A 26,414-nucleotide genomic window follows, 5' to 3' on the forward strand; every position below is an offset into this window, starting at 1 on the left:
ATGCTGCACTGCGGGAACGAAAAGAAGGCTCAGTTCGGAATGGTCGCCAAAGTTACAGTCACGGAGGGCGAGTTCGCCGGTTGGCAGACCTACGACCTGCACGGCACCTTCGACCAGACCGTCGGTCCGTTCTACTTCAAGCCCGACCCCGACGGGCGGATGCGATGCGCCTTCCGGGCCGAGCCCAAGCACATGAACGCCGGCGACCGGATGCACGGCGGCTGCCTGATGACCTTCGCCGACATCGCCCTGTTCCAGACCGCCTATCAGGAGATGGAGGGCAAGAACGGCGTGACCATCCAGCTGGATTCCACCTTCATCGACGGGGCCTATGTGGGCGACCTGGTCGAGGCGACCGGAGAGGTCGTGCGGGCCGGCGGGTCGCTGATCTTCGTGCGCGGCCAGATCACCACGGGCGAACGGACGCTGATGACCTTCTCGGGCGTGATCCGGAAGTTCACCTCGCGCTGATCAGATGCCGGCCTTCGCGGCCGGGCGGGCGCGGCAGGCGTCGAGCCAGCGGGCCAGGTGAGTGAACTCCTCGGGCGGGCGGTATTTGACCATGCGCGCGAAATCCAGCCCGACCGCGCCGACGATGTCGGCGATGGTGAAGCGGTCCAGCGCGATGAACTCATGCTCGGCCAGATGCCGGTCCAGGGTCTTCATGAAGCGCTCGGCTGACACACGGTTGTAGTCGGCGACCTGGGGCTGCTGGGTGGCTTCCAGAACGGCCAGGGCCGGGTGGGTCAGGCGCACGTTCAGCATGATGGGGTTGGCCAGATAGAATTCGCAGCGGCGGGTCCACATCTCGACGACGGCCTGTTCGCGCGGGTCGTGTCCGAACAGGTTGGGCTCGGGGTAGAGCGCTTCCAGATAGCGGCAGATGGCGACCGATTCCGAGACCACCGTGCCGTCGTCCAGTTCCAGGGCGGGAACATGGGGCACGCCAACTTTCGCGCGGTAGTCCGGCGTCTTGTGGTCGCCCGACATGATGTCGACCTGGACGATCTCGACGTCCTCGATGCCCTTTTCGGCCATGACCCAGCGGACGCGCCGGGGGTTGGGGGCCCGAAAGGAATCATACAGCTTCATCGGATCCGCCTTTTCGTTCAGCCGAATATGGAGGCGGGCATCGCGCCCACAACCGCCGCCGTCATCAGGGTGGCCAGGAAGCCGGCGAACAGGGCCTTCCAGACCATGCCCAGAACCTCCTCGCGGCGCTCCGGGATCAGGACCGACAGGCCGGTGACGGTGATGCCGACCGAGCCGATGTTGGCGAAGCCGCACAGGGCATACGTCATCAGCATGCGCGTGCGCTCGCTCATGTCCCCGGACGGGATCTTGCCCAGTTCGATGAAGGCGACAAACTCGGTCAGGGTCAGCTTGGTGCCGAGAAGCCAGCCGGCCCGGCCCGCCTCGGACCAGTCCACGCCCATCAGCCAGGCGACCGGCATGAACAGCCAGCCCAGCAGGCGCTGCACGGTGACCTGATCGCCGAAGATCCAGAAGCCGCCGATCATGATGTTGACCAGCGCCACCAGGGCCACGAACACGATCAGCACGGCAGAGATGTTCAGCACGACCATCAGGCCGTCGGCCGTGCCCTTGACGATGGCGTCGATGGCGGAGTCGTATTTCAGGGCCGAGCCGTAGTCGGCCACCGCCCCGCCCTCGCCCGGCTTTTCCGGGATGATGATGCGGGCCAGCAGCACCCCGGCCGGGGCCGAGACGATCGAGGCGACCAGCACGTGGCCGGCCGCATTGGGCAGGGTCGCCGACAGGATCGAGGCATAGGCCACCATGGTGGAGCCCGCGACGGTGGCCAGACCCACCACCATCATCAGGAAGATCTCGGACCGGGTCAGCTTGTCCAGATAGGCCCGGATGACGATCGGGCTCTCGATCATGCCAAGGAAGATGTTGGCCGCGACGGCCAGGGCCGAGGCGCCGCCCAGCCCCATGGTCTTCTGAAACAGGAAGCCGAAACCGAGGGTGATCCACTTCAGGATCTTCCAATGCCACAGCAGGGCCGACAGCGCCGAGATGACGAGGATCAGGGGCAGGACGTTGAAGGCGAAGGTGAACAGGCCGCCCGGGTTGGTGACGGCGTAGGGCTGATCTCCCCCCGCGAGAAAGCCGAACACGAATTTCGTGCCCTCCGAGGTGGCGATCGCCAGGCCGTCGACGGCCCCCGTGACGGCGGCCAGCACGCCCTGCGATCCCGGAATGGCGAACAGCGCCAGAACCAGCAAGGCCTGAACCCCGATCGCGCCCAGCGTCAGCCGCCAGGGAAACCGCGCCCTGTTCTCGGACATCAGCCAGCAGGCGGCGACGATGGCGATAAGGCCGCCGAGGCTCTGGAGGTTCAGTGTCGTGAACATGGGTGTTCGTCTTTCCCCGATCCGTTCCGGGCGGATCCGCGGTGCCGCTTGAACGCGACTGGAGGCCGGGCTGCAAGCCCCTTCGCCTCAGTCCTGCGCATCGATGGTGTCGGCCGCCTCGCCGATGGCCTGCCAGACGCGATCCAGGTCCGCCGGATCGATGCAATAGGGGGGCATCACATAGACGGTATCGCCCAGCGGGCGGACCAGCAGATCCCGCTCGGCGAAGAAGGCCTTCAGCCACGGTCCCCGGCCGGACAAATAGCCTCCGCGCGCGCCGTCAAAGTCCACCGCGGCGATGGTCCCGAGGCGGCGAGGGTTGGACAGGGCCGGATGGCCGGCGATGCAGTCCAGACCCGCCTGCTGCGCGCTGCCGAGGGCCGTGACCCGATCGAGCATCGGCTCGTCGCGCCAGATCGCCAGGTTCTCGGCGGCCACGGCGCAGGCGATCGGGTTGGCGGTATAGCTGGACGAGTGGAAGAACATCTTCGAGCGGTCGGTCGACCGGTGCGCCTCGAAGATCGGGGCTGTGGCGAGGGTCGCGGCCAGGGGCAGGGCTCCGCCGGTCAATCCCTTGGACAGGCACAGGATGTCCGGTGACACCCCGGCCTGCTCGCAGGCCAGCAGGGTGCCCGTGCGGCCCCAGCCAGTCATGACCTCGTCGGCGATAAACAGGACCCCGTGGCGGGCGCAGATCCCGGCATAGGCGCGCAGGGTCTCGGCGGAATAGATCAGCATGCCGCCGGCCCCCAGGATCAGGGGCTCGACGATGAAGGCGGCGGGCTTCGGCTCCTGCCGGCAAAAGGCGTCGAGGGCGTCGAGGCTGGCCTGTTCCATACCCGCTGCCGGGAACGGAACGGTCGCCACGTCGAACAGCAGCGGCGCATAGGCCTGGTTGAACACGCCCCGCTCGCCCACCGACATCGTTCCGATGGTGTCGCCGTGATAGCTGTGCTGCATCACCACGATGCGGTGGCGAGGCCGGTCCGTGTTGGCCCAGAAGCCCAGCGCCATCTTCAGCGCCACCTCCACCGCCGTCGAGCCGCTGTCGGAATAGAAGACGTGCTGAAGGGGCTCGGGCGTCATGTCGACCAAGCCACGCGCCAGGCTCTCGGCCGGTTCGTGGGTCCAGCCGGCGAAGATGATCTGGTCAAACCGCTCGCTGGCACTGCGGATCGCGGCCTGCAGCCGGGGGTGGCTGTGACCGTGGGTGATGACCCACCAGCTGGAGATGGCGTCGATCACGCGCCGCCCGTCGGCGGTGTGCAGGGCGGCCCCCTCCGTACGCACGACCTCGGGGATGGGCTCGTTCAGCCCGTGCTGGGTGAAGGGATGCCAGACCGGGCTCATGAAAAGTCCCGGGTGTCGAACCCCTCGGCGAAGGCGGCTTCGAGCGTCTGCGGCGTCAGGCTCTCAAGCCAGGGCAGCCGGCCCAGTCGCTTCACCTGCCCGAAGCGGACGATGGCGGCCTCGGAGCTTTCTTGGGCCGGGCCGATGAAGGCCACACCCAGCACGGGCACCCCGCGCGACCGCAGGGCCTCCAGCGTCAGCAGGCTGTGGTTGATGGTGCCGAGGGCGGTGGAGGCGCAGACCACGACCGGCAGGCCCCAGCGGGCGAAGACGTCGGCGAACAGGACATCGTGGTTCAGCGGCACCAGTGCCCCGCCCGCCCCCTCGATGATCAGGGGCCGCTCGCAGTCTGGCGGGATCAGGGCGTCGGCGTCGATGCGGACGCCCTCCAGATCGGCCGCGTGGTGCGGCGAGGCCGGGGTCCCCAGCCGCCAGGCCTCGGGAAGGATGCGGTCGGCGGGCAGGCAGGTCAGGGTCGCGACGCGCAGGGCATCGGTGCCGTCCTCCAGCCCCGCCTGCACCGGCTTCCAGTAGCAGCCGTCCAGCGCCCGGGTCAGGGCGGCGGCGAAGACGGTCTTGCCGATGTCGGTATTCGTGCCCGTGACGACGAAACGGCTCATGCGGCGGGCTCCAGCAGCGGCTCCAGCACCTCGACCAGATCCTCGACATCCGTCATGGCGACATTGAGCGTCAGGGACAGCCGCAGTCGGGCGGTGCCGGCAGGGACGGTGGGCGGCCGGATGCCGCGCACGTCGAAGCCCCGGGCCTGAAGACCCTGCGCCACCGCCATGGTGCGGGCGTCGTTGCCCAGAACGACGGGCACGATCTGGGCCCCGGTCGACGGGATCCCCAATCGGTCGGCGAGCAGCCTCCCCGCCTCCGCCATCAGGGTCGCCAGCCGCGCCTGACGGGTCTCGTCCTGCATCAGGCCCAGGGCCGCGCGGCAGGCGGCCGCCATCAGCGGCGAGGGCGCCGTCGAGAAGATGAAGCCCCGCCCCCGGTTGACGAGAAAGTCGATCACCGTCCGGTCGGCGCAGACCAGAGCCCCCTCGCAGCCCAGGGCCTTGCCACAGGTGCGCAGGGTGATGACGTTTTCCCGCCCCTCGAGACCGGCCGCGAGACCGCGGCCACCGGGGCCGAACACGCCGGTCGCATGGGCCTCGTCGATCAGCAGGAAGGCGTCGTGACGATCGGCGATGACCGCCAGATCGGCTAGGGGGGCGCGGTCCCCGTCCATCGAATACAGGCTCTCGACCGCGATCCAGACGCGACCGACGCCGCCGCCCGTGCGCCATCGGGCGATGGCGGCCTCGACCGCACCGGCGTCGTTGTGGGGGACGGCCACGGCCTCTGCCCGGCCGAGCCGCATGCCCTCATGGGCGCTGGCGTGAACGAGGGCATCGTGGACGATCAAATCGCCCCGTTGCGGCAGGGTCGCCAGCAGGGCCGCGTTGGCCGCATACCCGGATGAGAAATACAAGGACGCGGCGCTGCCGAAGACGGCCGCCGCCTCCTGTTCGAGCGCCTCATGCTCGGGGTGATTGCCGCGCAGCAGACGCGAGCCGCCCGACCCGATCGGGACACCGCGCGCGAGCGCCTCGCCCACCGCCTGGCGAAGGGCCGGGGACGCTGAAAGGCCGAGGTAGTCGTTGGAAGCGAAATCACGCCCGGCCCGGGGCGCGAGGCGCCGCAGGCGGTGGGCGTCCTGAAGGTCGGCCAGATGCGCGCGATGCCCGGCCAGCAGGGCCGGCCGGGACCGCGTCGCCTCAGGCAGCGTCAGCGTCGGTGTCAGGACTGACGCCGCACCAGCTTGCCGTAGTCGTCCATCAGGGACAGCGAGATATCGCCCGGCGTGAAGGTATATTCGCCGATCGACTGGACCGGCGTCACCTCGGCGGCCGAGCCGGTCAGGAAGCACTCGCTGAACGTGGCCAGTTCCTCGGGCCGGATGTGGCGCACGACCACCTCGATGCCCTTCGCCCGGGCGATGTCGATGACAGTCTGGCGCGTGATGCCGTTCAGGATGTGGGTCACGTCGGGGGTGTGGATCACGCCGTCTTGGACGAAGAAGACGTTGGCCCCGGTCGCCTCGGCGACGTATCCGCGCCAGTCCAGCATCATGGCGTCCGAGAAGCCGCGCCGCTCGGCCGCGTTCTTGGACATGGTGCAGATCATGTAGAGGCCGGCCGCCTTGGCGGTGGTCGGGGCGGTCGCCGGGTCGGGGCGACGCCATTTGGCCCACTCCAGCCGGATGCCCTTCTTCTTGACCTCGGGATCGAAATAGCTGGGCCAGTCCCAGACGGCGATGGCGACGTGGACCTTGTTGTTCAGGGCCGAGACGCTGACCTGTTCCGGGCCGAGGTAGGCGACGGGACGGATGTAGGCGTCCTCCATCCCCATCCGGGCGCAGGTTTCCTTGCAGGCCGCGTCGATCTCGGCCACGCTGTACGGCAGCGAAAAGTCCAGCAGCTCTGCAGAGCGCGCCAATCGCTCGGAATGCTCTGTCAGCTTGAAGATTTCCCCGCCATACATACGCTCACCCTCGAACACCGACGAGCCGTAGTGCAGAGCATGGGTCAGAACGTGCGTTTTCGCTTCCCGCCAGGGTACGAAATCGCCGTCCATCCAGATCCAGCCATCACGATCGTCGAAAGGAACCAAGGCCATTGAACAACGTCTCCTGCGTAGATTTCTCGCTTAGAACGCTCGAAGCGCCCGAGGTCAACGCCGCGCGTCCGGGAATGTTCGCATGAGCAGTAGCCGTTCAGGGCCGGTGGCCGGGGCCGGTGTCGGTCGCCATCTGCTGATCGTCGACGACGACGACCGGATTCGCGAGCTGCTGAAGGAGTATCTGGCGCGCGAGGGCTATCGCGTCACCGGGGCCGCGCACGCCGCCGCCGCGCGTCGCCTGATGGAGCTGATCGAGTTCGACCTGGTCGTGCTGGACGTCATGATGCCGGGCGAGTCGGGCCTGGAACTGACCACCTGGGTACGGGGCAAGGCGCAGCTGTCCAGAACCCCGGTGCTGCTGCTGACCGCGCGAGGCGAGGCGGCCGACCGGATCGACGGCCTGTCGCGCGGGGCCGACGACTACATGTCCAAGCCCTTCGATCCCAAGGAGCTGTCGCTGCGGATCGACGCGATCCTGCGGCGGACCGGGGTCAAGCCGATCATGCCGCGCGAGATCCGGCTGGGCACGGCCATGTTCGACCTCGAGCGGCTGGAACTGACCCGCGACGGGGTTCCCATGCGGCTGACGGAGGCCGAGGCGCAGTTGCTGAAGACCCTGGCGCTGCACGCCCATGCGCCGGTCGAGCGGATGGACCTGTCCCCGGACACGGCCGACATCACAGGCCGGGCGGTGGACGTCCAGGTCACGCGGCTGCGCCGCAAGCTGGAGGCGGACCCGAAGAATCCGCGGTATCTGCAGACCGTGCGGGGCGTGGGCTATATGCTGGCCCCGGACTGACATGAGGCTACTCCCCTTCCCCGTCTTCTGGCGCGTGCTGAAAAGACAGTTGCCGACGACGCTGTGGGGACGGTCGCTGCTGATCATCGTCCTGCCGATCCTGATCATGCAGGGGGCGGTGACCTGGGCCTTCTTCGACATGCACTGGCAGACCGTGACCGCGCGTCTGTCCGAGGGACTGGCCGGCGATGTGGCCTGGGCGGCCGAGAGCTATCGCGACGAGCCGACGCCGGCGAACCTGGCCGTCATCGCCGACCGGGGCGAGCGGTCCATGCAGCTGTCGATCGCGCTGCGACCGGACGCCAAACTGCCCGGCGAGCAGCGCCGCGGCCCGATCGGCGTGGTGGACCGGACGTTGGAAGCGGCCCTGGCGGCGCGGCTGGATCAGCCCTTCTGGTTCGATACGACCCGCTATCCCGCCTATGTGGACATCCAGGTGCAGCAGCCCACGGGAGTGCTGCGGATCATCGCCCCGCGCGAGCGGGCCGTGGCGACCCAGGCGCACATCTTCGTCCTGTGGCTGATGCTGGCGACAGTGCTGCTGATGGGGGTGGCCATCCTGTTCATCAGGAACCAGGTCCGCGCGATCGAACGGCTGGCCGAGGCGGCCGAAGCCTTCGGACGGGGCGAGATGTCGCCCAAATTCAAGCCGCACGGCGCGCGCGAGGTGCGGCAGGCGGCCGTCGCCTTCCTGGCCATGCGCGACCGGATCCAGCGTCACATCGAGCAGCGGACGGCGCTGCTGGCCTCGGTCAGCCACGACCTGCGCACGCCCCTGACCCGGCTGCGTCTGGAGCTGGCCCTGGCCCCGCAGTTCAAGCGTCAGAGCGCCATGAAGGGCGACCTCGACGAGATGGAGCATATGATCGACGAGTACCTGGCCTTCGCCAAGGGCGAGGCGGGGGAAGCCACCCAGGCCGTCGACGTGTCGGCGCTGCTGAAGGCCGCGGGCGAGGACGTCAAACGCGCCGGGGCCGAGGTCGAGATCGCGGCCCCGACCAGCCTGACCGCGTCCCTGCGGCCCATCGCCTTCAAACGGGCCCTGGCCAATCTGGCGGGCAATGCGGCGGCGCACGGCGAGCATGTGCGGCTGACCGCGCGGGCCCTGGCGTCGGGCGGGCTGGAGATCGCGGTCGAGGACGACGGCCCGGGCATCCCCGACGACATGCACGAGGAGGCCTTCCGGCCGTTCAGCCGGCTGGACGAGAGCCGCAACCAGAACCGCAAGGGCGTGGGGCTGGGCCTGGCCATCGCGCGGGACGTGGCGCGCGGGCACGGCGGCGACATCACCCTGGCCCGCAGCGAGCTGGGCGGGCTGCGCGCCCTGATCCGCCTGCCGGGCTGACCCCATCACATTGCGGGGACGGCACTGGCGAAGCCGGCCGGGGAAGCGCATCTTCCGGCGAGAGATTTCCGGAGGTCGCCATGCGTCGTCTCGCCTTTTTCGCTCCCCTTGCCCTGGTCGCGGGTCTCGCCGCGTCGCCCGCCCTGGCCCAGAGCCCGCAGATCAATGTCACGGTCGGCGGGGACCTGAGCCGCGAGGTCCGGACGCTGGGCCAGCGCGAGGTCGACCGGCAGATCGCGCAACTGACCGAAACGGTCTCGCGCGAGCTGGAGCGCGAAGGTGCCCTTCAGGGGGCCCAGATCAACCTGGTCCTGACGGACCTGAAGCCGAACCGGCCCACGATCGAACAGGCGAACGCCAAGCCCGGTCTGTCGATCATCGACAGTATCTCCATCGGCGGAGCCGCCATCGAGGGCGAGGTCGTGACCGCGGACGGGCAGCGTCGCCCGGTCCGGTTCTCGCGCTATTCGACCTCGCTGGCCGACGTGATCGGCTACGGCACCTGGTACGACGCCGAGCGGGCCTACGATCGTCTGGCCAGCAATCTGGCGTCAGGCCGGCTGGTCTCCCGCTAGGGCCTGCGCGCGCCGGATCGCGGCCTGGACGGCGGAGCGGGCGGTTGCGTCCAGCCCTGCCGCCTCGAGCGCGTCCAGCCCGGCCCGGGTCGTGCCGCCGGGCGAGGCGATCCGGGCGATCAGGTCGTCGAGTCCTGCATCGGTCCCTGCCCCGGCCCCGGCCGAGCGCAAGGCACCGCGCGTCAGCCGACTGGCCGCATCGGGCGACAGTCCCGCCTCGGACCCCGCCTCCGCCAAGGCCTGCGCCAGGGCGTAGAAGAAGGCGGGGGCCGAGCCGGCGACGGCGGTCGCGGCATCGATCAGCCCCTCCTCCTCCAGGTCCACGGTGTCGGCGATCGGGTCGAACAGGCTGTGGGCCTGAGCGCGGGCCCCGGCATCGGCCGACCAGATGGCGGCGACGCCCTGGGCCTGGGCGACCGCCGTCGTGGGCATGACGCGGACGACGGGACGGCCCGGCAGGACGGCGGCGATGTCGGCGGCACGGACACCGGCCATGACGGACAGGACGGTCGCGTCGGCCGGCAGGGTGGCCTCCAGCGGGGTGACGGCCTCGCGCCAGGCGGCGGGCTTCACCGCGATGACGAGAGTCCGGGTGCCGGGCGGACAGCCGGGGGGGCTCTGGCGGGTCAGGATCGCGGGGTCGAAGGCGATGCCAGCCAGCCGCCAGCCTTCGGTGATGGCCGACCCCAGACGGCCGTGACCGAGGAGGGTGACCCCGCCGACGGCCATGTCAGGCCGTGCCGACGGTCTCGAACAGGCAGGAGTCGATCGCGTCCTGCGGCTTCTTGTTGCCGCGGATCATGAAGTCGAACGCCGGATAGTAGCGGTCGGAGGCCTCGACGGCCGCGTCGATCATGGAGGCGGCCTGGGCCAGCGTCGGGCGCTCGCCGTGCGGCAGGGCGAGGGAGTGGCGGAAGACGATCTCGCCATCCTCGGCCCAGACCTCGAAATGGCCCATCCAGGTGCGCTGGTTGACCATCGACACCAGTTCATAGGCCGCGTTGCGGCGCGACTTGGTGGCGCGCAGGTCCAGCGCGCAGCACAGCTGCAGACAGTCGCCCTCGGGCCGCCACGCGAACCACAGCTCGTAGTCCTTCCAGTCTCCGGCCAGGGCGAAGGCCAGATCGCCGTCGTCGGTGCGGTCGAACGGCAGGTTCTCGGCGTTCAGAACGTGCTCGACCACATCCAGCGGATCAAAGGGGGCGTCGGCTTCGTGTCCGGCAACGTCCATCAGGAAAACTCGATCTCGTGGGAGGTCGGCCGCGACTCAGCAGCCTTGGAAGGACGGTAGGCGTGTTCGCGGATTCGGCTCAACCGGCTGCGTCCGGAAGACGAGTTCCGTCTGTGGACGTTCCCGTTTTCGGCGCTTTCGCCTTGGCGGCGGCGGCTTTCTGAAGCTCGGCGACCTCGGCGCGCAGGGCGATCACCTGGGCCTTCAACACGTCGAACTCGTCGCGCCGGACCAGATCCATCTCGGCGGCGATACGGTCGGACTGGGCGCGGAAGGCGGATTTCGCCTCTTCGCCGGCGGCCTGGGCCAGGCCCATGGCGCTGGTCGACAGCTTGGCGAACTCGTCGAGGAAGGGGTTGCGGGTCTGCATGATCGTCTCCGGCCCGGACATGCGAGCATCGTTAAGGGAGGGTTGCCTGATATGGTGAACGAAACCTTACCCGGCCACCCCCTGCATAAGCTGAAACGCGGCCGAAACGTGTCACGCTCGCGTGACGCATCGACCCTTGCTAAAGGGCTGCGACAGCCGTTTCAGGAGCGCCGCGCTTGCCCTTTCCCGAGTTCGACCCGGTCCTGATCCAGCTGGGGCCCTTGCCGATCCGCTGGTACGCCCTGGCCTATGTCCTGGGCATCGTACTGGGCTGGGTCTATGCGGCCCGGATCCTCAAGAGCCCGCGCGTCTGGCTTCCCGGCAAGCCCCCGATCACGACGACGCAGCTGGACGATCTGGTGCTGTGGATCACCCTGGGCATCATCCTGGGCGGCCGGTTCGGCTACGCCCTGTTCTACAAGCCGGTCATGTACGCCCAGCTGTTCACCGGCGAGACGCTGGGCGAGCGGTTCGAGCTGTTCCAGCTGTGGACCGGAGGCATGTCGTTCCACGGCGGCTTCCTGGGCGTCTGCGTCGCGGTGTTCTTCTTCGCCCGCAAGCACAAGGCCAACCTGCTGAGCCTGGGCGACGCCATCGCCCCCGTGGTGCCGATCGGGCTGGCGTTCGGGCGGCTGGCCAACTTCATCAACGGCGAGCTGTGGGGCCGCACCACCGACGTGCCGTGGGCGATCCGGTTCTGCAACGCGCGGATCGAACAGCTGTACGGCTTCTGCCCCGCGGGCAACGAACCGCGTCACCCCAGCCAGCTCTACGAAGCCGGGCTGGAAGGCATCGTGCTGCTGGGCATCCTGTCGCTGGGGGTCTGGAAATGGCGGCTGCTGAGCAAGCCGGGCTACATCACCGGCCTGTTCCTGGTGGGCTACGGACTGGCACGGGCGGCGCTGGAGAATGTGCGCCAGCCGGACGTCGGACTGGACCAGCTTCCCTTCGGCCTGACCATGGGGATGATCCTGTCGGTGCCGATGATCCTGGTCGGGGCCTGGCTGATCCGGCGCGCCTGGATGCGGCCGCCGGCGGTCACCGCGGAGCCCGTCGAGGCCTGATCCCATGGCTTTGAAGGACCGACTGGCCCGCGAGATCGCCCTGACCGGGCCGATGACCGTGGCCGACTACGTCACCCGGTGCCTGCACGATCCGACCGACGGCTACTATGCGACGCGTCCGGCGCTGGGCGAAGGCGGCGACTTCATCACCGCGCCCCTGATCAGCCAGATGTTCGGCGAGCTGATCGGTCTGTGGGCGGTCGAGACCTGGCAGAGACTGGGGGCCCCGGAGCGGTTCCGGCTGGTCGAGGTCGGCCCCGGCGACGGCACCCTGATGGACGACGCGCTGCGGGCGGCGCGGGTGGCGCCCGGCTTCCTGGAGGCCTGCGACCTGATCCTGATCGAGCCCAGCGGGCCGTTGCGGGAGGTTCAGGCGCGGAGGCTGGCGCAGGCCGACGTCTCGCCACGCTGGGTCCGGTCGCTGGGACAGATCGATACCGACGCCCCCGTCATCCTGATCGCCAACGAGGTGCTGGACTGTCTGCCTGCGCGTCAGTTCGTACGGACGGAGGGTGGATGGGCCGAGCGACGGGTCGGGGTGACCGACGGCGGCGACCTGACCTTCGGGCTGGTCGGCATCACCGGCGGGTTCGAACGGCCCGGGTTCGAGGTGGAGCCGGGCCAGGTGATCGAGGCGTCGGAGCAGCAGGCGGCGTTCGGACGCGATCTGGCGGCGATGCTGGCCGAGGCGTCGGGCGCTGCCCTTCTGATCGACTACGGACGGGACCGGCCGGGCGTGGGCGACACGCTGCAGGCGTTGCGGCGCCATGCGAAGGTCGATGTCCTGGCCACCCCGGGCGAGGCGGACGTGACCCAGTGGGCCGACTTCCCGGCCGTGCTGGAGGCGGCGGTCCGGGCGGGCGCGGACGTCACCGGCTGCGTCGGACAGGGCGACTTCCTGCGACGGCTGGGGATCGAGGCGCGGGCCGAGCGGTTGAGGACGGGACGGCCGGAGGCGGCCCCGGTGATCGGGCGGCAACTGGCCCGGCTGACGGGCCCCGACCAGATGGGCGCGCTGTTCAAGGCGGCGGCGATCTTCTCGCCCCGCAGCCTGAGTGTTCCGGGATTCGAGACATGAGCGTGCCTGAGCCGATCACCCATCCGCTGCTGACACAGGCCGGCCTCCGGCACGGCTTCTTCACGCGACAGGGCGGGGTCTCCACCGGCCTTTACGAGGGGCTGAACACCGGGCTGGGGTCGGCGGACGATCCGTCAGCGGTGGCCGAGAACCGCCGACGGGTGGCCGACGCCATGGGCGGTGGACCGGACGACCTGGCCGGCTGCTACCAGATCCATTCGGCGATCACGCGCGTCGCCGACGGCCCCTGGCGCGGCGACCGGCCGGAAGGCGATGCGGTGGTATCGGTCACGCCCGGCGTGATCTGCGCGGTGCTGACGGCCGACTGCGCGCCGGTGCTGCTGGCGGATCCCGAGGCGCGCGTCGTGGGCGCGGTCCATGCGGGGTGGAAGGGGGCGCTGGGGGGCGTGGTCCATTCGGCCGTCACCGCCATGGAAGCCCTGGGCGCCCGGCCCGACCGGATCATCGCCGTGGTCGGCCCCTGCATCGCCCAGGCGTCCTATGAGGTCGGGGCCGACTTCCAGGACCGGTTCGAGCATCACGACCCGGGCGCGGGCCGGTTCTTCGCGGACGGCGTGACCGGGGACCGCCGGATGTTCGACCTGCCCGGCTATGTGGTGTGGCGGCTGGAGCAGGCCGGCGTCGGCGAGGCGGCCTGGACCGGCCATGACACCTGCGCGGACGAGGCGGTCTTCTATTCCAACCGTCGGGCCTTCCAGCGGGGCGAGCCAGACTTCGGTCGGCTGATGTCGACGATCACGCTGGGCTGAGGGGCACGCGCGGTGCCTGGCGGTCAGGGTATCTAGAACTCGAGCCCCGTGGCCGCGGGGCACCGCCCTGTGCAGATCGACACCAAGGATGTGCACCTCATCATGCGCCCACGTTCATCGGCGGGTGGGGGTCAAGGTGGGCTTCCGGCCGCCGGAAGCAATCGATACAGAAAAACGGTGTCAGCGATTGATCATGCCCACACCATCGACGACCTCCGACTTAGAGCCCGCCGTCGCCTGCCGCGTCCGATCTTTGATTATCTGGATGGCGGGGCAGATGAGGAATGGTCTCTCGGACGCAACGTCACGGCCTTCTCAGACTACGAGATCGTGCCCGACGTCCTGACGGACGTCTCCTCGATCCGGACGGCGACGACCGTCTTCGGCCAGCCGGCCGCCTGGCCGCTGATGCTGTCCGCGACCGGCCTCACCCGGATGTTTCACGGTGCCGCGGAGCCGGCCGTCGCCCGCGCCGCGGCGGCCCAGGGCCTTCCCTACTGCCTGTCCACCATGGGCACGACGCGGCTGGAGGATCTGGCGGCCACGGTCCCCGTCCCGATGCTGTTCCAGGTCTATGTGTTCAAGGATCGCGGGCTCACGCGCGAGTTCGTCTCGCGGTGCCGCGAGGCCGGATACGCCGGCCTGTGTCTGACGGTCGACACCCCCGTCGCGGGCAACCGGCTGCGCGATCGCCGAAGCGGTCTGTCCCTGCCGCCCCGGCTGACGGCACGATCCCTGCTGGACTTCGCCCTGCATCCCGGCTGGTCGATCCCGGCGCTGACCGGAGACCGGTTCGACCTGGCCAATGTCAGTCACAGGACCGATGCCCTGGCGACCAACCCGATGAGCCTGTTCGATTTCATTGGCCGCCAGTTCGACCCCGGCCTGACCTGGCGCGACGTCGAGTGGCTCGCCTCCGAATGGAACGGACCCCTGGCGATCAAGGGGCTGATGACGCCGGAGGACGCCACCCGCGCCATCGGTTCGGGCGCGAGCGGCGTGATCCTCTCGAACCACGGCGGACGTCAGCTGGATGGCGCGCCCGCGCCCATCGATCAGGTCGCCGCCGTGCGGGATGCCCTGGGCGACGGGCCCGACGTCATCTGCGACGGGGGCGTCCGCCGCGGCTCGGACATCGTCAAGGCCGTGGCGCTGGGTGCGACCGCCTGTTCCATCGGCCGGCCCTATCTGTACGGGCTGGCGGCCGCCGGGGAGGCCGGCGTCGCCCGGGCCCTCGCGATCCTGCGCGACGAGTTCGAACGCACGCTGGCCCTGGCGGGCGTCCCGGCCATCCAGTCCCTGTCGCGACGCCACATCCGGCACAGGCCGCAGGTCGGCGCGCGGCTGCGGATCGGTCAATGAAAACGGCCTGTCAGCAAATCGGACCGTCTTCGGGATGCGGTCCGACCGGTCCAAGGTAGGCCCCATGTCGACTGTCTCCGATGCCGTCATGGCGAAAACCTCCTGTGGCCCGGTGCGGGGTCGAGAGTCAGAGGGTGTCGCGCGATACCTGGGCATTCCCTATGCCGCCGCGCCGGTTGGCGACCTGAGGTTCGTCGCGCCACAGCCGCACGCCCCCTGGGACCAACCCCGGGACGCGACCGCGTTCGGCCCGACGGCACCCTATCAGCTGCGGGATTTTCCCACCCTGGACCTGACGCCGCTGGTCGGATCCGGATGGGTGAAGGGGGACGACTACCTCAACCTGAACATCTGGACGCCCGCAGGATCGGATGCGGCCGGCCTGCCGGTCATGGTCTTCATCCATGGCGGGGCCTGGGTCGGCGGCACGGCATCGGCGCCCACACAGGACGGCACGAGCTTCGCCCGGAACGGCGTCGTCTGCGTGACGATCAACTACCGTCTGGGGATCGAGGGCTTCCTGCCCATTCCCGGCGTGCCCACCAATCTGGGTCTGCGCGACATGATCGCAGCGCTCGGGTGGGTGCGCGACAATATCGCCGGGTTCGGCGGCGACCCCGCCAATGTGACGGTCTTCGGCGAGTCGGCGGGCGCCATGTCGATCGGCGACCTGGTGGTCTCGCCCCTGGCGAAAGGCCTGTTCCGTCGCGCGATCCTGCAGAGCGGCCATGGCTCGATGGTCCGGTCGGTCCGGACGATGCGAAAGGTCGTGGACCGGCTGGCGAAGGTGCTCGGCGTGTCGGCCGACGTGGCCGGCTTTCGGTCAGCCAGCATCCAGGCGGGACTCGACGCCCAGGATGTCGTCCAGGCCCCGACCTCGGGCCTGGACATGCGCGGCGAGAACGGTCGCGACCCGGCCTATGGCCTCAGCAAATTCCTGCCGGTCCATGGCGACGACGTGATCCCGGTTCCACCCCTGCAGGCCCTGGCGAAAGGCGCGGGGGCCGAGATCGATGTGCTGATCGGGACGAACGCCGAGGAGATGAACCTGTATTTCGTCCCCACGGGGGTGAAGGCGAAGCTCGGGCGCCTGCTGGCCTGGTTCCTGCTCAGCCGGACCGAGCGGGGCGCGCTGGGCATTCTGAACCGCTATGGACTGGGCCAGCGTGGCGTTCCGGGCGGCGCGACCCTGACCCGGGCCCTGACCGACCTGGTCTTCCGCTGGCCGGCACGGGCCTATGCCCAGGCGCACCAGGGCCGGACTCATTTCTACGAGATGGACTGGCGCTCGCCCGCTCTGGGCGGAGAGCTCGGGGCCTGCCACGCCGTGGATGTGCCGTTCGTGTTCAACACCCTGGCGACCGCCACGGGACCGATCGGCGTGCTGGGCCAGACACCGCCGCCCCAGGCCCTGGCCGACAGCATCCAGAAGGTCTGGATCGACTTCGCGCGCGACGGCTCGGCCCCCTGGCCCGAATACGAGGCCGGGACCCGGCAGGTCTACCAGCTGGCCAAGGGCCGCGCCGAGCCGGATACGGACTTTCCGATCGCCGCGACCTGGCGCGAATGAGCGCTCCGGCCAGCGCCGCGCCTCTCAAGGTCGGCATCGAACTGGGCGGCACGAAATGCCTGATGATGCTGGGCACGGGTCCCGACGACATCCGCGCCCAGGCCCGGATCGAGACCACGGGTCCTCATCCGACGCTGGACGCCATCGACGATCTGCTGCGCCAGTGGCGGGACCGGCACGGCTTCGAGGCCGTCGGCGTCGCCAGTTTCGGGCCGCTGGATCTGGACCCGCGCTCGCCCACCCACGGCTGCGTCGTCAGCACGCCCAAGCCCGGCTGGAGCGGGTTCGACATCCTGCGACGCCTGCGCTGCTGGGCGGTCCCGGTCGGGTTCGACACCGACGTCAACGGCGTCGCCCTGGCCGAGGCGCGCTGGGGCGCGGCCCGGGGACTGGACTCGTTCGCCTATGTCACCGTGGGGACCGGCATCGGCGTGGGCTCGATCGTCGACGGACGGCCGGTGCGCGGCCTGGGCCATTCCGAAGCCGGGCACCTGCGCATCCCGAGACCGCCCGGATCGTCCTTCGCCGGGACCTGCCCCTATCACGGCGACTGCGTCGAAGGCCTGGCGTCCGGCCCGGCCGTCCTGGCCCACGCGGGCCTGCCCGCCGAGCAGCTGTCACGCACCGACCCGGCCTGGGATACGGTCGTCGGTGCTCTGGCGGCGCTGTTCCACAACCTGGTGCTGACCACCGCGCCCGAGCGCATTCTTCTGGGCGGCGGTCTGGGGATGGGCCGGCCCCATCTTCTGCCGCGCCTCCGGAGCGCGCTGCTGGCGAGCCTCAACGGCTATGGCGTGGCCGACCGGATCGCTGCGGGCATCGACGACTTCATCGTCCCGCCGGGCCTGGGTCATCGGGCGGGGCCTCTCGGTGCGCTGGCGCTGGCGATCGACGCCCGCGACGCGGCATCGCGCTAAGTCTGACTGCGGATCGGCACACTCGCCAACCTTTCAGATAGGTCGAGAGGGGCGCACCGTTGCCTTAACGACCGGAGCAGATCCGGCGATATCAGGGCGGAGACAACCACGATGCGCTTCATCACCATTCTTGCGGCCGGCGTCGGCCTGGCGGCCATGTCCAGCGGCATTGCCTCGGCACAGACGGCCACCCAGGCCCCTGCGACGGCCACCGATCCCGCGTCGTCGGTCGACGACATCATCGTCACGGCGCGGAAACGTTCCGAGCGCCTGATCGACGTGCCCGTCGCCGTCACCGCCGTCACGGCCGAGACGCTGGAAAGCCGCCAGTTCACCTCGATCCGGGACATCGCCGCGATCACGCCCGGCCTGAACATCAACTCCGACGCCGCCGGCCGCGCCTTCATCTCGATCCGGGGCATCGGCACGACGCTTCTGGACACGGTCCAGCCCGGCGTCGGCATCTTCGTGGACGGCGTCTACCAGCAGAACACGTCCTATCTGAACAGCCCGACTTTGGCCGTCGAACAGATCGAGGTCCTGCGCGGGCCGCAGTCGACCCTGTTCGGCCAGAACACCCTGGGCGGGGCCATCAACGTCACGACCAAACAGCCGTCCGACGAGCTGGAAGGCAAGCTGACGGCGACCTACGCCAGGCCGGACAACTACTACATCGTCGGGGCCACCGTGGCCGGGCCGATCGTGCCCGGCGTTCTGGCCGGTCGTCTGTCGCTGGGCACCCAGAGCCGCGACGGCTTCATCGACAACAGCCTGCTGAACTTCGACGACGCGAACCGGCTGGAGCAGAACACCATCCGCGGCGCGCTTCGGTGGCAGGCCGGACCCGCGGTCATCAACCTGAACGCCTACTATGACGAAGTGAACGGCACCAATCCGCTGTACGCCGTCACCACGGGGCCGACCGTCTATGTCGACGACGCCCAGACGAACTTCCGCAGCATCGCCAACTACGAGTACAGCGGCGTCAACGGCCGCGTGCAGATGCCGTTGAACGCGCAGCACGACCTGACCGTCATCGCCTCCTCCGACAAGCGGGACTCGGACAGCGACAGCGACGGCGATTTCCAGCCGATCAACCTGTTCCGCTCGACCGGCGAGAGCACTCTGGAGACAAAGAGCGTCGAGGCCCGCATCGACAGCCGCTGGAGCGACGACATCACCTCGGTGTTCGGTGTGTTCAAGTCGAACCAGACCCAGGACCAGATCTCGGCGACCCTGGTGGTGCCGGCCAACCTGACCGTCCCGGCCTTCGCCAACTCCGACGCGGACATCTGGGCCGTGTTCGGCACCGCCTTCTGGAACATCCAGCCCGACCTCGAGCTGACCGTCGGCCTGCGCTACGATCACCAGCAGATCGACTTCCAGAGCGCGCGGAACTCCACCTACGAAGCCGACGAGGTCCAGCCGCGGATCGCGCTGCGCAAGCGCCTCGACGACAACCACATGATCTACGCCTCGATCGCGCGCGGCTTCCGCGGCGGCGGCACCAACGGCCCGGGCGCGCCGAACCTGACCTATGACGGCGACTCGGTCTGGACCTACGAGGTCGGGACCAAGCTCAGCACGGACGACCGCCGGGTCTCGCTGCAGGGTGCCGTCTTCTACAACGACTACAAGGACATCATCGCCGCCAACAGCCTGGCGCCCTCGACCACCGGGGCCGGTATCGTCGGCATCAACCTGAACACCGGCGACGCGCGGTCCTACGGCGTGGAGGCCGAGGTTACCGCCCAGCTGTCCGACGCCTGGACGATCCGGGCCAGCGGCCTGCTGCAGAACGCGCGGATCACGGACGATACGCGCTATCGGCAGACGACGGGGCGCCTGCTGCCGACCGATCGCATCCCGTTCCAGCCGGACTGGACCCTGAGCCTCCAGAGCGATTACGTCGTTCCGCTCGGCCGGGGGGACCTGACCTTCTCGGGCGGTATCGTCGGGAAGGGCGACCGGATCGGCGCGGGTCTGTCGAGCACCTTCGCGCCGGAGCTGGACAGCTATTTCCTGGCGAACGCGACGATCTCGTACCGCGTCGAGGGCCTGGAGTTCGCCGTCTTCTCGAACAACCTGTTCGACGAGGAATTCTACGAATCCTACATCGACAGTTCGACCCTGACCGCTGCCGGCCTGCCGGCACTGGGCAACCTGGGTCAGATCGGCGACGGTCGGCGCGTCGGTGTGCGCGTAGGGTACAGTTTCTAGATCAGTCTGCTTGGAACGATAGTGAACGCTTTGCCTCTCTCGATGGAGCCGACCCGCCTCCCCGATGGCTTCATCGAAAGCCTTCGGGGGGTGTTCGGCGAGCGCCTTCACCTGGGCGAGGCGATGAGATCCCAGCACGGATCCAGCGAGGCGCATTTCGACACCATCCTGCCCGACGCGGTCGTCTTCGCCCTGTCGACCGAGGACGTGGTGGCGGCGGTGAAACTGTGCGGGGCGGCCGGCGTGCCGATCATCGCCTACGGAGCCGGTACCTCGATCGAGGGCAACACCACCCCCGTCAACGGCGGCCTGACCATCGACCTGTCCCTGATGGACCAGATCGTCCGGGTGAACGCCGAGGACTTCGACGTCACGGTCCAGGCGGGGGTCCGGCGCGAGCAGCTGAACGAGCATCTGCGCGACGTCGGCCTGTTCTTCCCGATCGATCCGGGAGCCAACGCCACGATCGGCGGCATGGCATCGACGCGGGCGTCGGGCACCAATGCCGTGCGCTACGGCACCATGCGCGAGGCGGTGCTGTCGCTGCGGGTCGTGACCCCGGACGGACGCGACATCCGCACGGCGCGACGGGCCCGGAAGTCCGCCGCGGGCTACGACCTCACCCGGCTGTTCGTCGGGTCGGAAGGCACGCTGGGCATCATCACCGAGATCACCCTGCGGCTGCACGGCATTCCGGAATCGATCCTGTCAGCCGTGTGCAGCTTCGAGACCCTGTCCGGGGCCGTGGACACGACGGTTCAGGCGATCCAGCTCGGCGTGCCGCTGGCCCGGGTCGAGATCCTGGACGACGTCCAGATGCGGGCGGTCAACGCCTGGTCGAAACTCGACTATCCGGAGAAGACGACGCTCTTCTTCGAGTTCCACGGCTCGGAGCGCTACGTCCAGGAACAGGTCGAGACAGTCTCGGCCCTGGCGTCCGACAACGGGGGCGGGGCGTTCCAGTGGTCCAGCCTGCCCGAAGAGCGCGCCAGGCTGTGGAAGGCGCGGCACGAGGCCTATTACGCCGCGATCGGCCTGCGCAAAGGCTGTGTCGGATGGCCCACCGACGTCTGCGTGCCGATCAGCCGCCTGGCGGAATGCATCACCGAGACGAAGAAGGACCTGGAGGCGGCCTCCATCCCCGGCCCGATCCTGGGCCATGTCGGGGACGGCAATTTCCACGTCGTGTTCGTCATCGATCCGAACAGACCCGAAGAGGCCGCCGAGGCCGAGGCCCTGAACCGTCGCCTGGTCCAGCGCGCGCTCGACATGGACGGCACCTGCACCGGAGAGCACGGGATCGGTCTGGGCAAGCAGGACTGGCTGGTCGCCGAACTGGGCGACGCGGTCGACATCATGCGCACGATGAAGCGGGCGATGGATCCGCAGAACCTGTTCAATCCGGGCAAGATCTTCAGCCTCTGATCCGCCGCTCGCAAAACCTATCTGATAGCTCTTGCCAAACCTGTCAGATAGGTCCAGCCTGCAATCTCAGCCTCCGTCAGAGAGGCGGGAGGATTTCATGATCACGTCGAACACCGCGCCCGTCGCGCGTCGCTGCCTGGTCGTTTCGCCCGAGTTCACAGTGCTGACGGGGCGCGGTCCCTTTGCGGGGACCGACATGCCGCCGGACGCCCTGGCCGTCGCCTTCGGCTTCGGCACCATCGACGCGCCGGCGACGCTCAGCCTCGTCGGTGCCGCAAGCGCCGAAGCCCTGGCGTCGGAAGACACCGGCGCGACGCGGATCGTTCTGCTGATCGCGCCTTCCGGGCTGGAGCGCATCGGAGCCATCACGCGCCCGGAGAACGACGAGCGCCTCGATTTCCATCTCTCGAGCGAGATGCGCGCCATCGCGCTGTCGCTGCGGGACTGCGACCGCACCGGCGAGGCGGGCGACATCTACCGGTCGGCCAAGGCGATCGAGCTTCTGTGCGAGACCTGGGTCGCCCTGGACGCGGGCCGCCTGATCCCTGTTGCCGGCGACAGCGACCTGTCACTGGCCGACAGCCGCCGCCTGCTGGAGGCGCGTCGCCTGATCGACGAGCAGTGGGGCCAGAAACTGTCGCTGCACGGCATCGCCGCCTGCTGCGGCCTGAACCGCGAGAAGCTGACCCGCGGCTTTCGAAAGATGTTCGCCTGCAGCGTCGCCGAGGCCCTGGCCGAACGGCGCCTGTCCGAGGCCAGCCGCATGCTGGTCACCACCGACCTGCCCGTCTCCTCGATCGGTTACGAGAACGGCTATCTGAACAACGCCAGCTTCGCGCGCGCCTTCGGTCGACGGTTCGGCGTGTCGCCGTCCGACTATCGCGCCGCCCGGATCGCCGCCTGATGAGCGCCGTGACCATGAGCGGCCGATCCGGCGTCGAGGGTGGATCCCTGGTCCAGAGGGCCATCGACGCGGTCCGGACCCACATCCGCACCGAGGGCCTGCGCGTCGGCGACAGCCTGCCGGGGGAAGGACATTTCGCCGACAAGCTGGGCGTCAGCCGCGCGGTGATGCGCGAGGCGTTCGGCGTGCTGGCGGCGCTGCGCCTCATCGATGTCGGGAACGGCCGCAAGCCTCGCGTCAGCGCCATCGACGGCGCCGTCATCGCCAGTTCGCTGGACCACGCGGTGTCCACCGCCCAGATCTCCGTGGCCGATGTCTGGGACGTGCGCCGCACGATCGAGATCCGCACCGCCGCCCTTGCCGCCCTGAACCGCACCGATGCCGAGGCCCGGGCCATCGTCGATCTGGCCGAGGCCATGGACCGCGATCACGCGGACATGGCGAAAGTCGCCGCCCACGACATCGCGTTTCACGATGCCATCGCCCGCGCCGGCAAGAACGCCCTGTTCGTCCAGATCGTCTCTTCCTTCGCGCCGCTGATGCAGGAGGCCGTGCCCGCGGCCTGGAAGACCCGCGAAGGGCCCGAAGACCGGGCGGCGACGCTGGAACGTCACCGTACCCTGGCGCGCGCGATCATGGATCGTGACGCCGACGCCGCCGTCCAGGCGATGGACGCCCATTTCGACGCCTCGATCGGGGACATCCTGCGCGGCCTCGCAAACCTGGAGCCGTCCGATGTATGATCCGACCGCCGTCGAGACCCTGAGTCCGCTCAAGCCGACCGCCCCTGTCGCCCGTCCCCGCGGACTGGGTCTGACCCTGACGATCCTGTCGCTCAGCATCGCCGCGGGGTGCGCGGTGCAGGCCGCCTTCGGTCCGGTCCAGGAGTTCGCCCGCGCCGATCTCGACATGACAGACCTGCAGATGGGGCTGGTCCAGGGCATGGCGGTCGCCATTCCCGCCGGTCTGCTCTCCATCCCCGTGGGCTGGATGGCCGATCACAGCAACCGGGTCCGCATGATGCTGGTCCTGGCGGTGCTGTGGAGCGTGGGGGCCGCCGCCAGCGCCTTCGCCACCTCGTTCGAGCTGCTGTTCGCCGCCCGCATGCTGTCGGCCCTGGGTCTGACGGTCGTGCTGCCCGTCGCCATCTCCATCGCAGCGGACCTGTCTCCGCCCGACAAGCGGGGGCGTTCGCTGCTGCTGCTGTCGATGGGCAAGGTGTTCGGCCTCGCCCTCGCCTTCGCTCTCGGAGGGGCCCTGTTCGGCGTCCTGTCGGCGCGCTCCGAGCCGCTGTTCGGCATGGCCGCCTGGCGCGCCACCCAGCTGATTTTCGCCGGCGGCAGCGCCCTCCTGCTGCTGCCGTTGTTGCTGCTGCGCGAACCCGCGCGGCAGGAAGTCGCCACGGCGGGCGCAGGGTTTCGCGCCTCCATGCTGGCGCTGTGGGAGAGGCGCGCCCTTCTGGCCCCGCTGTTCATCGGCCAGATCACCGTCATCATGGCGGACGCCTCGGCCAGCATCTGGGCCACGCCCGTCCTGATGCGGACCTATGGCCTGCAGCCGGCCCAGTTCGGGGGCTGGATGGGGCTGGTGCTGCTGGGGTCCGGTGTCATCGGCACGATCGCAGGCGGGCTGGCGGCCGACGCCGGGCTGAAACGCGGCGGCGGCAGGGGGCTGTTGATGGGGGCCGTCGTCGCCTCCGCCATCGGCATACCGGCGGCCCTGTTCCCGATCATGCCCGGAGTCCTAGGTTTCGCGATCCTGCTGACCGCCCTTCTGCTTGCGGGGACGGCGACGGGCCTGATCACGGCGACCGCGATCGCGGTGCTGGTCCCCAACCAGTTCCGGGCGCTCTGCCTCGGCTCCTTCGTGGTCGTGGGATCGTTCATCGGGTTCGGCGTGGCCCCCTCGCTGGTGACCATCATCAGCGAACAAGTCGGCGGAGAGGGCGCGCTGGCCCCGGCCCTGGCGGGGGTCGGCCTCACGTCCAGCCTCCTCTCGCTGATCGCCTTCGCCCTGGCCGCGAAGGCGGCACCGAGGCGGACGTGATCGCGCCGAGGCTGTGTCGCGCGACGCTCGGTTCGCTGCCGGAAGGAGTCGCGGGCCTGACCTACGATCCGTCCCGGATCACGGCCGGCATCGTCCACCTCGGGCCGGGGGCCTTTCACCGCGCCCATATGGCGCACTACGTCCACGCCCAGATGAGCCGGGGCCAGGCGATGGACTGGGGCATCATCGGCGCGGGCCTGACGAGTTTCGACGCCCGAGTCCGCGAGGCGCTCGCTCCGCAGGACTGGCTCTATACCCTGGTCGAGCGTGACGATCAGGGCGCGTCGGCCCAGGTCGTCGGGTCGATCGTCGAGGTCCTGCCGCCCGTAGGCACCGGAGCCATACTCGACGCCATCGACCGTCCGGGGATCCGTATCGTCAGCCTCACCGTCAGCGAGACCGGCTACTGTCTGGACGCCACCACCCGGCGGCTGGATCGCACGAACCCCCTCATCGCGTCTGATCTCGCACACCCCCGGCAGCCCGGCAGCGTCATCGGACTGCTGGTCGAGGCCTGCAGACGGCGGAGGGACGCCGGCCGTCCGGCCTTCACCGCGCTCAGTTGCGATAACCTGCCCGGCAACGGCGGCCTGCTCAGGGCTGCGGTTCTCGAATTCGCCGCACAGGTCGATCCCGGGCTGGGCGACTGGATCGCGACGCACGCCCGCTTCCCGGCGACCATGGTGGATCGGATCACCCCCGTCACCCGGCCGGAGGACGTCGCGATGCTGACCCGGACCTGGGGCCTGAACGACGGCTGGCCGATCGTCTGCGAGCCCTACGCCCAATGGGTGATCGAGGACGATTTCGCGGACGGCCGACCCGACTGGGAGGCCGTCGGCGTCCAGTTCACCGCAGACGTGGCCCCGTACGAGCGCATGAAGTTGCGCCTGCTGAATGCGAGCCACCTCGCGCTGGCCTCGCTGGGCTGGTTGCGCGGTCACAGCATGGTCGCCGAGGCCATGCGCGACCCGGCCCTGGAGCGCTGCATCCGCGCCCTGATGGAGACCGAGTTGTCGCCGACCTTGCCGGCGGACCTGCCGGTCGATCTGGCCGCCTATCAGGATCGCATCGTGACCCGGTTCTCCAACCGCACGCTTCAAGACACGGTCGAACGGATCAATACGGATGCTTCCATAAACATGCTGCTGGATCCGATCCGGGACAGACTGGCGGACGGCAGACCCATCCGCCGTCTCTCCCTCGCCGTCGCGGCGTGGATTCGTCGACTAGCCCTGATCGAGGATGATGCCCTGGCGCTCCGCCACCCCCTAGCCGACGCGCTGACGTCCCTGGCGAGAGGGGGAGCCACGGGTGAGGCCCAGATCCTTGCGAGATCAGACGTGTTCGGCGATCTGTCCGGCAATGCTGCGTTTCTGACCGCGGTCACGCGCCGGTTGCGCGTCATGACAACAGTCCGGATACCCGCCAGGGTCATGCTCTAGAAGGGGCGCGCGGTTGAGGCCGAGCCTTCGCGCCGGAACCCCCGGGGGCTCCATCTTTCGCAGGCCATGGCCGGCGTCCGGGCTCGTTTCAGACCGGACGGTTCGGCGTCACCGGCCCGCGTTGCCGGTCGATTGTGCCGGACCGGTGGGAGCCCCCTCCTCGGCCAGGCGGAACACGATCCGGACCTGGAAGGTCTGTCCTTCGGCGACGCCGTTATGTTCACGGCGCTGGCCGCGCCGGACCATGCTCAGGGCGGCACCCTCCAGGCCCTGTCCGGGGTGGCTGACTTCAACCGCCCGACAGGCCGTGGGGGTCCGGTTGGGACCCGCGACGCATTGCACAACGACGTGGGCCGCCGCCGGGAATTCGCCGGGAGGAGCGGCCTGCCATGCCGCCATCAGAACCAGAGCCGCGAGCACCAATGCCTCTCCGATGGCCACGCCAAGGCCGCAACGCCTATCACAGACCGGGACGCGCCCACCACAGTGACGACGACGCGATCATCGATCGTTCGCCCGCTCCCGGGCACCACTCACGGCACCGAACGGGTTGGAACGGACATCCCTGAGGGCATCGGGGACATCGATCAGTCCCTCGCGGAGCTAGGCTTCGGGCTCGCCCTCGGCGACGCCGCTCTGGAAATAGGGCTCGACCGGGCCCTGCAGCTTGACGGTCAGGGCATTGCCCTTGCGGTCCACGGCCTTGCCGACGGCGAGGCGGACCCAGCCTTCGGACACGCAGTATTCGTCGACGTTGGTCTTTTCCTCGCCCTTGAACTTGATGCCCACGCCGCGCGCCAGGATGTCGGCGTCGTAGTGGGGGCTGGCGGGATTGACCGAGAGGCGGTCGGGGGGCGTGTCGGACATGGCAGGGCCTTCGAACGGCGGGGCG

27 protein-coding genes are annotated in these 26,414 nt (G+C 69.2%); 16 read left to right on the forward strand and 11 right to left on the reverse strand.

Features of this window, described 5'->3' with window-relative positions; all coding sequences use genetic code 11:
- Positions 1–39 precede the first annotated feature (39 nt).
- Entirely contained in the window at positions 40–471 is a 432-nt protein-coding gene (locus BRESU_RS14055) for a PaaI family thioesterase (protein ID WP_041762669.1), read from the forward strand.
- Here BRESU_RS14055 and BRESU_RS14060 read toward each other — a convergent pair whose 3' ends face one another.
- The 6 genes from BRESU_RS14060 to BRESU_RS14085 all read right to left on the reverse strand — a co-directional run bounded on the left by BRESU_RS14060 (position 472) and on the right by BRESU_RS14085 (position 6,398).
- The gene (locus BRESU_RS14060; protein WP_013270226.1) at positions 472–1,092 is read right to left on the reverse strand and encodes a glutathione S-transferase family protein; all 621 of its coding nucleotides are present in this window, start codon (positions 1,090–1,092) and stop codon (positions 472–474) included.
- A 17-nt stretch (positions 1,093–1,109) separates the two neighbouring features.
- Positions 1,110–2,381 carry a NupC/NupG family nucleoside CNT transporter gene (locus BRESU_RS14065; RefSeq protein ID WP_013270227.1) on the reverse strand — a complete coding sequence of 424 codons (1,272 nt, stop codon included), beginning with the start codon at positions 2,379–2,381 and terminating at the stop codon, positions 1,110–1,112.
- An 87-nt stretch (positions 2,382–2,468) separates the two neighbouring features.
- Entirely contained in the window at positions 2,469–3,731 is a 1,263-nt protein-coding gene (locus BRESU_RS14070; RefSeq protein WP_013270228.1) for an adenosylmethionine--8-amino-7-oxononanoate transaminase, read from the reverse strand.
- On the reverse strand, positions 3,728–4,351 hold the full coding sequence (gene bioD / locus BRESU_RS14075) for a dethiobiotin synthase (protein ID WP_013270229.1): 624 nt from the start codon (positions 4,349–4,351) through the stop codon (positions 3,728–3,730). The genes BRESU_RS14070 and bioD overlap by 4 nt, the downstream gene beginning before the upstream one ends.
- Complete coding sequence (locus BRESU_RS14080) at positions 4,348–5,523, reverse strand: 8-amino-7-oxononanoate synthase (protein WP_050762579.1); 1,176 nt, start codon at positions 5,521–5,523, stop codon at positions 4,348–4,350. The genes bioD and BRESU_RS14080 overlap by 4 nt, the downstream gene beginning before the upstream one ends.
- Positions 5,520–6,398 carry a branched-chain amino acid aminotransferase gene (locus BRESU_RS14085; RefSeq protein WP_013270231.1) on the reverse strand — a complete coding sequence of 293 codons (879 nt, stop codon included), beginning with the start codon at positions 6,396–6,398 and terminating at the stop codon, positions 5,520–5,522. Before BRESU_RS14085 ends, BRESU_RS14080 begins: the two co-directional genes overlap by 4 nt.
- 82 nt (positions 6,399–6,480) lie before the next feature.
- Here BRESU_RS14085 and BRESU_RS14090 point away from each other — a divergent pair, with 82 nt between their 5' ends.
- The 3 genes from BRESU_RS14090 (at position 6,481) to BRESU_RS14100 (ending at position 9,120) form a co-directional block, all read left to right on the forward strand.
- On the forward strand, positions 6,481–7,200 hold the full coding sequence (locus BRESU_RS14090; RefSeq protein ID WP_013270232.1) for a response regulator: 720 nt from the start codon (positions 6,481–6,483) through the stop codon (positions 7,198–7,200).
- A gap of 1 nt (position 7,201) precedes the next feature.
- Positions 7,202–8,545 (forward strand): ATP-binding protein, encoded by a 1,344-nt coding sequence (locus BRESU_RS14095; RefSeq protein WP_013270233.1) that lies wholly within the window; start codon positions 7,202–7,204, stop codon positions 8,543–8,545.
- Positions 8,546–8,625: 80 nt separating this feature from the next.
- The gene (locus tag BRESU_RS14100; protein ID WP_013270234.1) at positions 8,626–9,120 is read left to right on the forward strand and encodes a hypothetical protein; all 495 of its coding nucleotides are present in this window, start codon (positions 8,626–8,628) and stop codon (positions 9,118–9,120) included.
- On the opposite strand, the gene BRESU_RS14105 is transcribed toward BRESU_RS14100, so the two are convergent.
- The 3 genes from BRESU_RS14105 to BRESU_RS14115 all read right to left on the reverse strand — a co-directional run bounded on the left by BRESU_RS14105 (position 9,097) and on the right by BRESU_RS14115 (position 10,721).
- Positions 9,097–9,849 (reverse strand): pyrroline-5-carboxylate reductase family protein, encoded by a 753-nt coding sequence (locus BRESU_RS14105; protein ID WP_013270235.1) that lies wholly within the window; start codon positions 9,847–9,849, stop codon positions 9,097–9,099. The two genes, BRESU_RS14100 and BRESU_RS14105, sit on opposite strands and share 24 nt — an antisense overlap.
- Before the next feature lies 1 nt (position 9,850).
- Positions 9,851–10,351 carry a type III secretion system chaperone family protein gene (locus BRESU_RS14110; protein WP_013270236.1) on the reverse strand — a complete coding sequence of 167 codons (501 nt, stop codon included), beginning with the start codon at positions 10,349–10,351 and terminating at the stop codon, positions 9,851–9,853.
- A 79-nt stretch (positions 10,352–10,430) separates the two neighbouring features.
- On the reverse strand, positions 10,431–10,721 hold the full coding sequence (locus tag BRESU_RS14115; protein WP_013270237.1) for an accessory factor UbiK family protein: 291 nt from the start codon (positions 10,719–10,721) through the stop codon (positions 10,431–10,433).
- Positions 10,722–10,897: 176 nt separating this feature from the next.
- On the opposite strand from BRESU_RS14115, the gene lgt reads away from it, so the two are divergent.
- From lgt to BRESU_RS14175, 12 genes are all read left to right on the forward strand, one after another.
- Positions 10,898–11,785 carry a prolipoprotein diacylglyceryl transferase gene (gene lgt / locus BRESU_RS14120; protein ID WP_013270238.1) on the forward strand — a complete coding sequence of 296 codons (888 nt, stop codon included), beginning with the start codon at positions 10,898–10,900 and terminating at the stop codon, positions 11,783–11,785.
- Between the two features lie 4 nt (positions 11,786–11,789).
- A complete protein-coding gene (locus BRESU_RS14125; protein ID WP_013270239.1) occupies positions 11,790–12,863 on the forward strand; it encodes a class I SAM-dependent methyltransferase in 1,074 nt (357 codons plus the stop codon).
- A complete protein-coding gene (pgeF, locus tag BRESU_RS14130; RefSeq protein ID WP_013270240.1) occupies positions 12,860–13,633 on the forward strand; it encodes a peptidoglycan editing factor PgeF in 774 nt (257 codons plus the stop codon). Before BRESU_RS14125 ends, pgeF begins: the two co-directional genes overlap by 4 nt.
- A 177-nt stretch (positions 13,634–13,810) precedes the next feature.
- Positions 13,811–14,995 (forward strand): alpha-hydroxy acid oxidase, encoded by a 1,185-nt coding sequence (locus BRESU_RS14135; protein WP_013270241.1) that lies wholly within the window; start codon positions 13,811–13,813, stop codon positions 14,993–14,995.
- A gap of 64 nt (positions 14,996–15,059) precedes the next feature.
- Positions 15,060–16,565: a carboxylesterase/lipase family protein gene (locus BRESU_RS14140; RefSeq protein ID WP_013270242.1), complete on the forward strand. Its 1,506-nt coding sequence runs from the start codon at positions 15,060–15,062 to the stop codon at positions 16,563–16,565.
- Complete coding sequence (locus BRESU_RS14145) at positions 16,562–17,482, forward strand: ROK family protein (protein WP_013270243.1); 921 nt, start codon at positions 16,562–16,564, stop codon at positions 17,480–17,482. The genes BRESU_RS14140 and BRESU_RS14145 overlap by 4 nt, the downstream gene beginning before the upstream one ends.
- A gap of 111 nt (positions 17,483–17,593) precedes the next feature.
- Entirely contained in the window at positions 17,594–19,702 is a 2,109-nt protein-coding gene (locus BRESU_RS14150; protein WP_013270244.1) for a TonB-dependent receptor, read from the forward strand.
- Positions 19,703–19,723: 21 nt separating this feature from the next.
- Positions 19,724–21,127 (forward strand): FAD-binding oxidoreductase, encoded by a 1,404-nt coding sequence (locus BRESU_RS14155; RefSeq protein WP_013270245.1) that lies wholly within the window; start codon positions 19,724–19,726, stop codon positions 21,125–21,127.
- Positions 21,128–21,224: 97 nt separating this feature from the next.
- Positions 21,225–22,031, forward strand: a complete 807-nt coding sequence (locus tag BRESU_RS14160; RefSeq protein WP_013270246.1) for a helix-turn-helix transcriptional regulator — start codon at positions 21,225–21,227, stop codon at positions 22,029–22,031.
- Positions 22,031–22,774 carry a FadR/GntR family transcriptional regulator gene (locus BRESU_RS14165; protein ID WP_013270247.1) on the forward strand — a complete coding sequence of 248 codons (744 nt, stop codon included), beginning with the start codon at positions 22,031–22,033 and terminating at the stop codon, positions 22,772–22,774. The genes BRESU_RS14160 and BRESU_RS14165 overlap by 1 nt, the downstream gene beginning before the upstream one ends.
- A complete protein-coding gene (locus BRESU_RS14170) occupies positions 22,767–24,077 on the forward strand; it encodes an MFS transporter (protein WP_013270248.1) in 1,311 nt (436 codons plus the stop codon). Before BRESU_RS14165 ends, BRESU_RS14170 begins: the two co-directional genes overlap by 8 nt.
- A complete protein-coding gene (locus BRESU_RS14175) occupies positions 24,074–25,522 on the forward strand; it encodes a mannitol dehydrogenase family protein (RefSeq protein ID WP_013270249.1) in 1,449 nt (482 codons plus the stop codon). The genes BRESU_RS14170 and BRESU_RS14175 overlap by 4 nt, the downstream gene beginning before the upstream one ends.
- A gap of 108 nt (positions 25,523–25,630) precedes the next feature.
- Here BRESU_RS14175 and BRESU_RS14180 read toward each other — a convergent pair whose 3' ends face one another.
- Entirely contained in the window at positions 25,631–25,942 is a 312-nt protein-coding gene (locus BRESU_RS14180) for an energy transducer TonB (protein WP_245528569.1), read from the reverse strand.
- Between the two features lie 183 nt (positions 25,943–26,125).
- Positions 26,126–26,389: a DUF3297 family protein gene (locus tag BRESU_RS14185; RefSeq protein ID WP_013270251.1), complete on the reverse strand. Its 264-nt coding sequence runs from the start codon at positions 26,387–26,389 to the stop codon at positions 26,126–26,128.
- Positions 26,390–26,414: the final 25 nt, after the last annotated feature.

Origin of the sequence: Brevundimonas subvibrioides ATCC 15264, from assembly GCF_000144605.1 — a bacterium.
GTDB lineage: Bacteria > Pseudomonadota > Alphaproteobacteria > Caulobacterales > Caulobacteraceae > Brevundimonas > Brevundimonas subvibrioides.

What these genes read in the sequence shown, in the direction of transcription:
- BRESU_RS14085 (WP_013270231.1), bottom strand. Translation starts at nt 6,398, where the DNA reads ATGGCCTTGGTTCCTTTCGACGATCGTGATGGCTGGATCTGGATGGAC.
- BRESU_RS14090 (WP_013270232.1), top strand. Translation starts at nt 6,481, where the DNA reads ATGAGCAGTAGCCGTTCAGGGCCGGTGGCCGGGGCCGGTGTCGGTCGC.
- BRESU_RS14145 (WP_013270243.1), top strand. Translation starts at nt 16,562, where the DNA reads ATGAGCGCTCCGGCCAGCGCCGCGCCTCTCAAGGTCGGCATCGAACTG.
- BRESU_RS14105 (WP_013270235.1), bottom strand. Translation starts at nt 9,849, where the DNA reads ATGGCCGTCGGCGGGGTCACCCTCCTCGGTCACGGCCGTCTGGGGTCG.
- BRESU_RS14100 (WP_013270234.1), top strand. Translation starts at nt 8,626, where the DNA reads ATGCGTCGTCTCGCCTTTTTCGCTCCCCTTGCCCTGGTCGCGGGTCTC.
- BRESU_RS14065 (WP_013270227.1), bottom strand. Translation starts at nt 2,381, where the DNA reads ATGTTCACGACACTGAACCTCCAGAGCCTCGGCGGCCTTATCGCCATC.
- BRESU_RS14150 (WP_013270244.1), top strand. Translation starts at nt 17,594, where the DNA reads ATGCGCTTCATCACCATTCTTGCGGCCGGCGTCGGCCTGGCGGCCATG.
- bioD (WP_013270229.1), bottom strand. Translation starts at nt 4,351, where the DNA reads ATGAGCCGTTTCGTCGTCACGGGCACGAATACCGACATCGGCAAGACC.
- BRESU_RS14165 (WP_013270247.1), top strand. Translation starts at nt 22,031, where the DNA reads ATGAGCGCCGTGACCATGAGCGGCCGATCCGGCGTCGAGGGTGGATCC.
- BRESU_RS14185 (WP_013270251.1), bottom strand. Translation starts at nt 26,389, where the DNA reads ATGTCCGACACGCCCCCCGACCGCCTCTCGGTCAATCCCGCCAGCCCC.
- BRESU_RS14140 (WP_013270242.1), top strand. Translation starts at nt 15,060, where the DNA reads ATGTCGACTGTCTCCGATGCCGTCATGGCGAAAACCTCCTGTGGCCCG.
- BRESU_RS14110 (WP_013270236.1), bottom strand. Translation starts at nt 10,351, where the DNA reads ATGGACGTTGCCGGACACGAAGCCGACGCCCCCTTTGATCCGCTGGAT.
- BRESU_RS14070 (WP_013270228.1), bottom strand. Translation starts at nt 3,731, where the DNA reads ATGAGCCCGGTCTGGCATCCCTTCACCCAGCACGGGCTGAACGAGCCC.
- BRESU_RS14170 (WP_013270248.1), top strand. Translation starts at nt 22,767, where the DNA reads ATGTATGATCCGACCGCCGTCGAGACCCTGAGTCCGCTCAAGCCGACC.
- BRESU_RS14115 (WP_013270237.1), bottom strand. Translation starts at nt 10,721, where the DNA reads ATGCAGACCCGCAACCCCTTCCTCGACGAGTTCGCCAAGCTGTCGACC.
- pgeF (WP_013270240.1), top strand. Translation starts at nt 12,860, where the DNA reads ATGAGCGTGCCTGAGCCGATCACCCATCCGCTGCTGACACAGGCCGGC.
- BRESU_RS14095 (WP_013270233.1), top strand. Translation starts at nt 7,202, where the DNA reads ATGAGGCTACTCCCCTTCCCCGTCTTCTGGCGCGTGCTGAAAAGACAG.
- BRESU_RS14055 (WP_041762669.1), top strand. Translation starts at nt 40, where the DNA reads ATGGTCGCCAAAGTTACAGTCACGGAGGGCGAGTTCGCCGGTTGGCAG.
- BRESU_RS14160 (WP_013270246.1), top strand. Translation starts at nt 21,225, where the DNA reads ATGATCACGTCGAACACCGCGCCCGTCGCGCGTCGCTGCCTGGTCGTT.
- BRESU_RS14060 (WP_013270226.1), bottom strand. Translation starts at nt 1,092, where the DNA reads ATGAAGCTGTATGATTCCTTTCGGGCCCCCAACCCCCGGCGCGTCCGC.
- BRESU_RS14125 (WP_013270239.1), top strand. Translation starts at nt 11,790, where the DNA reads ATGGCTTTGAAGGACCGACTGGCCCGCGAGATCGCCCTGACCGGGCCG.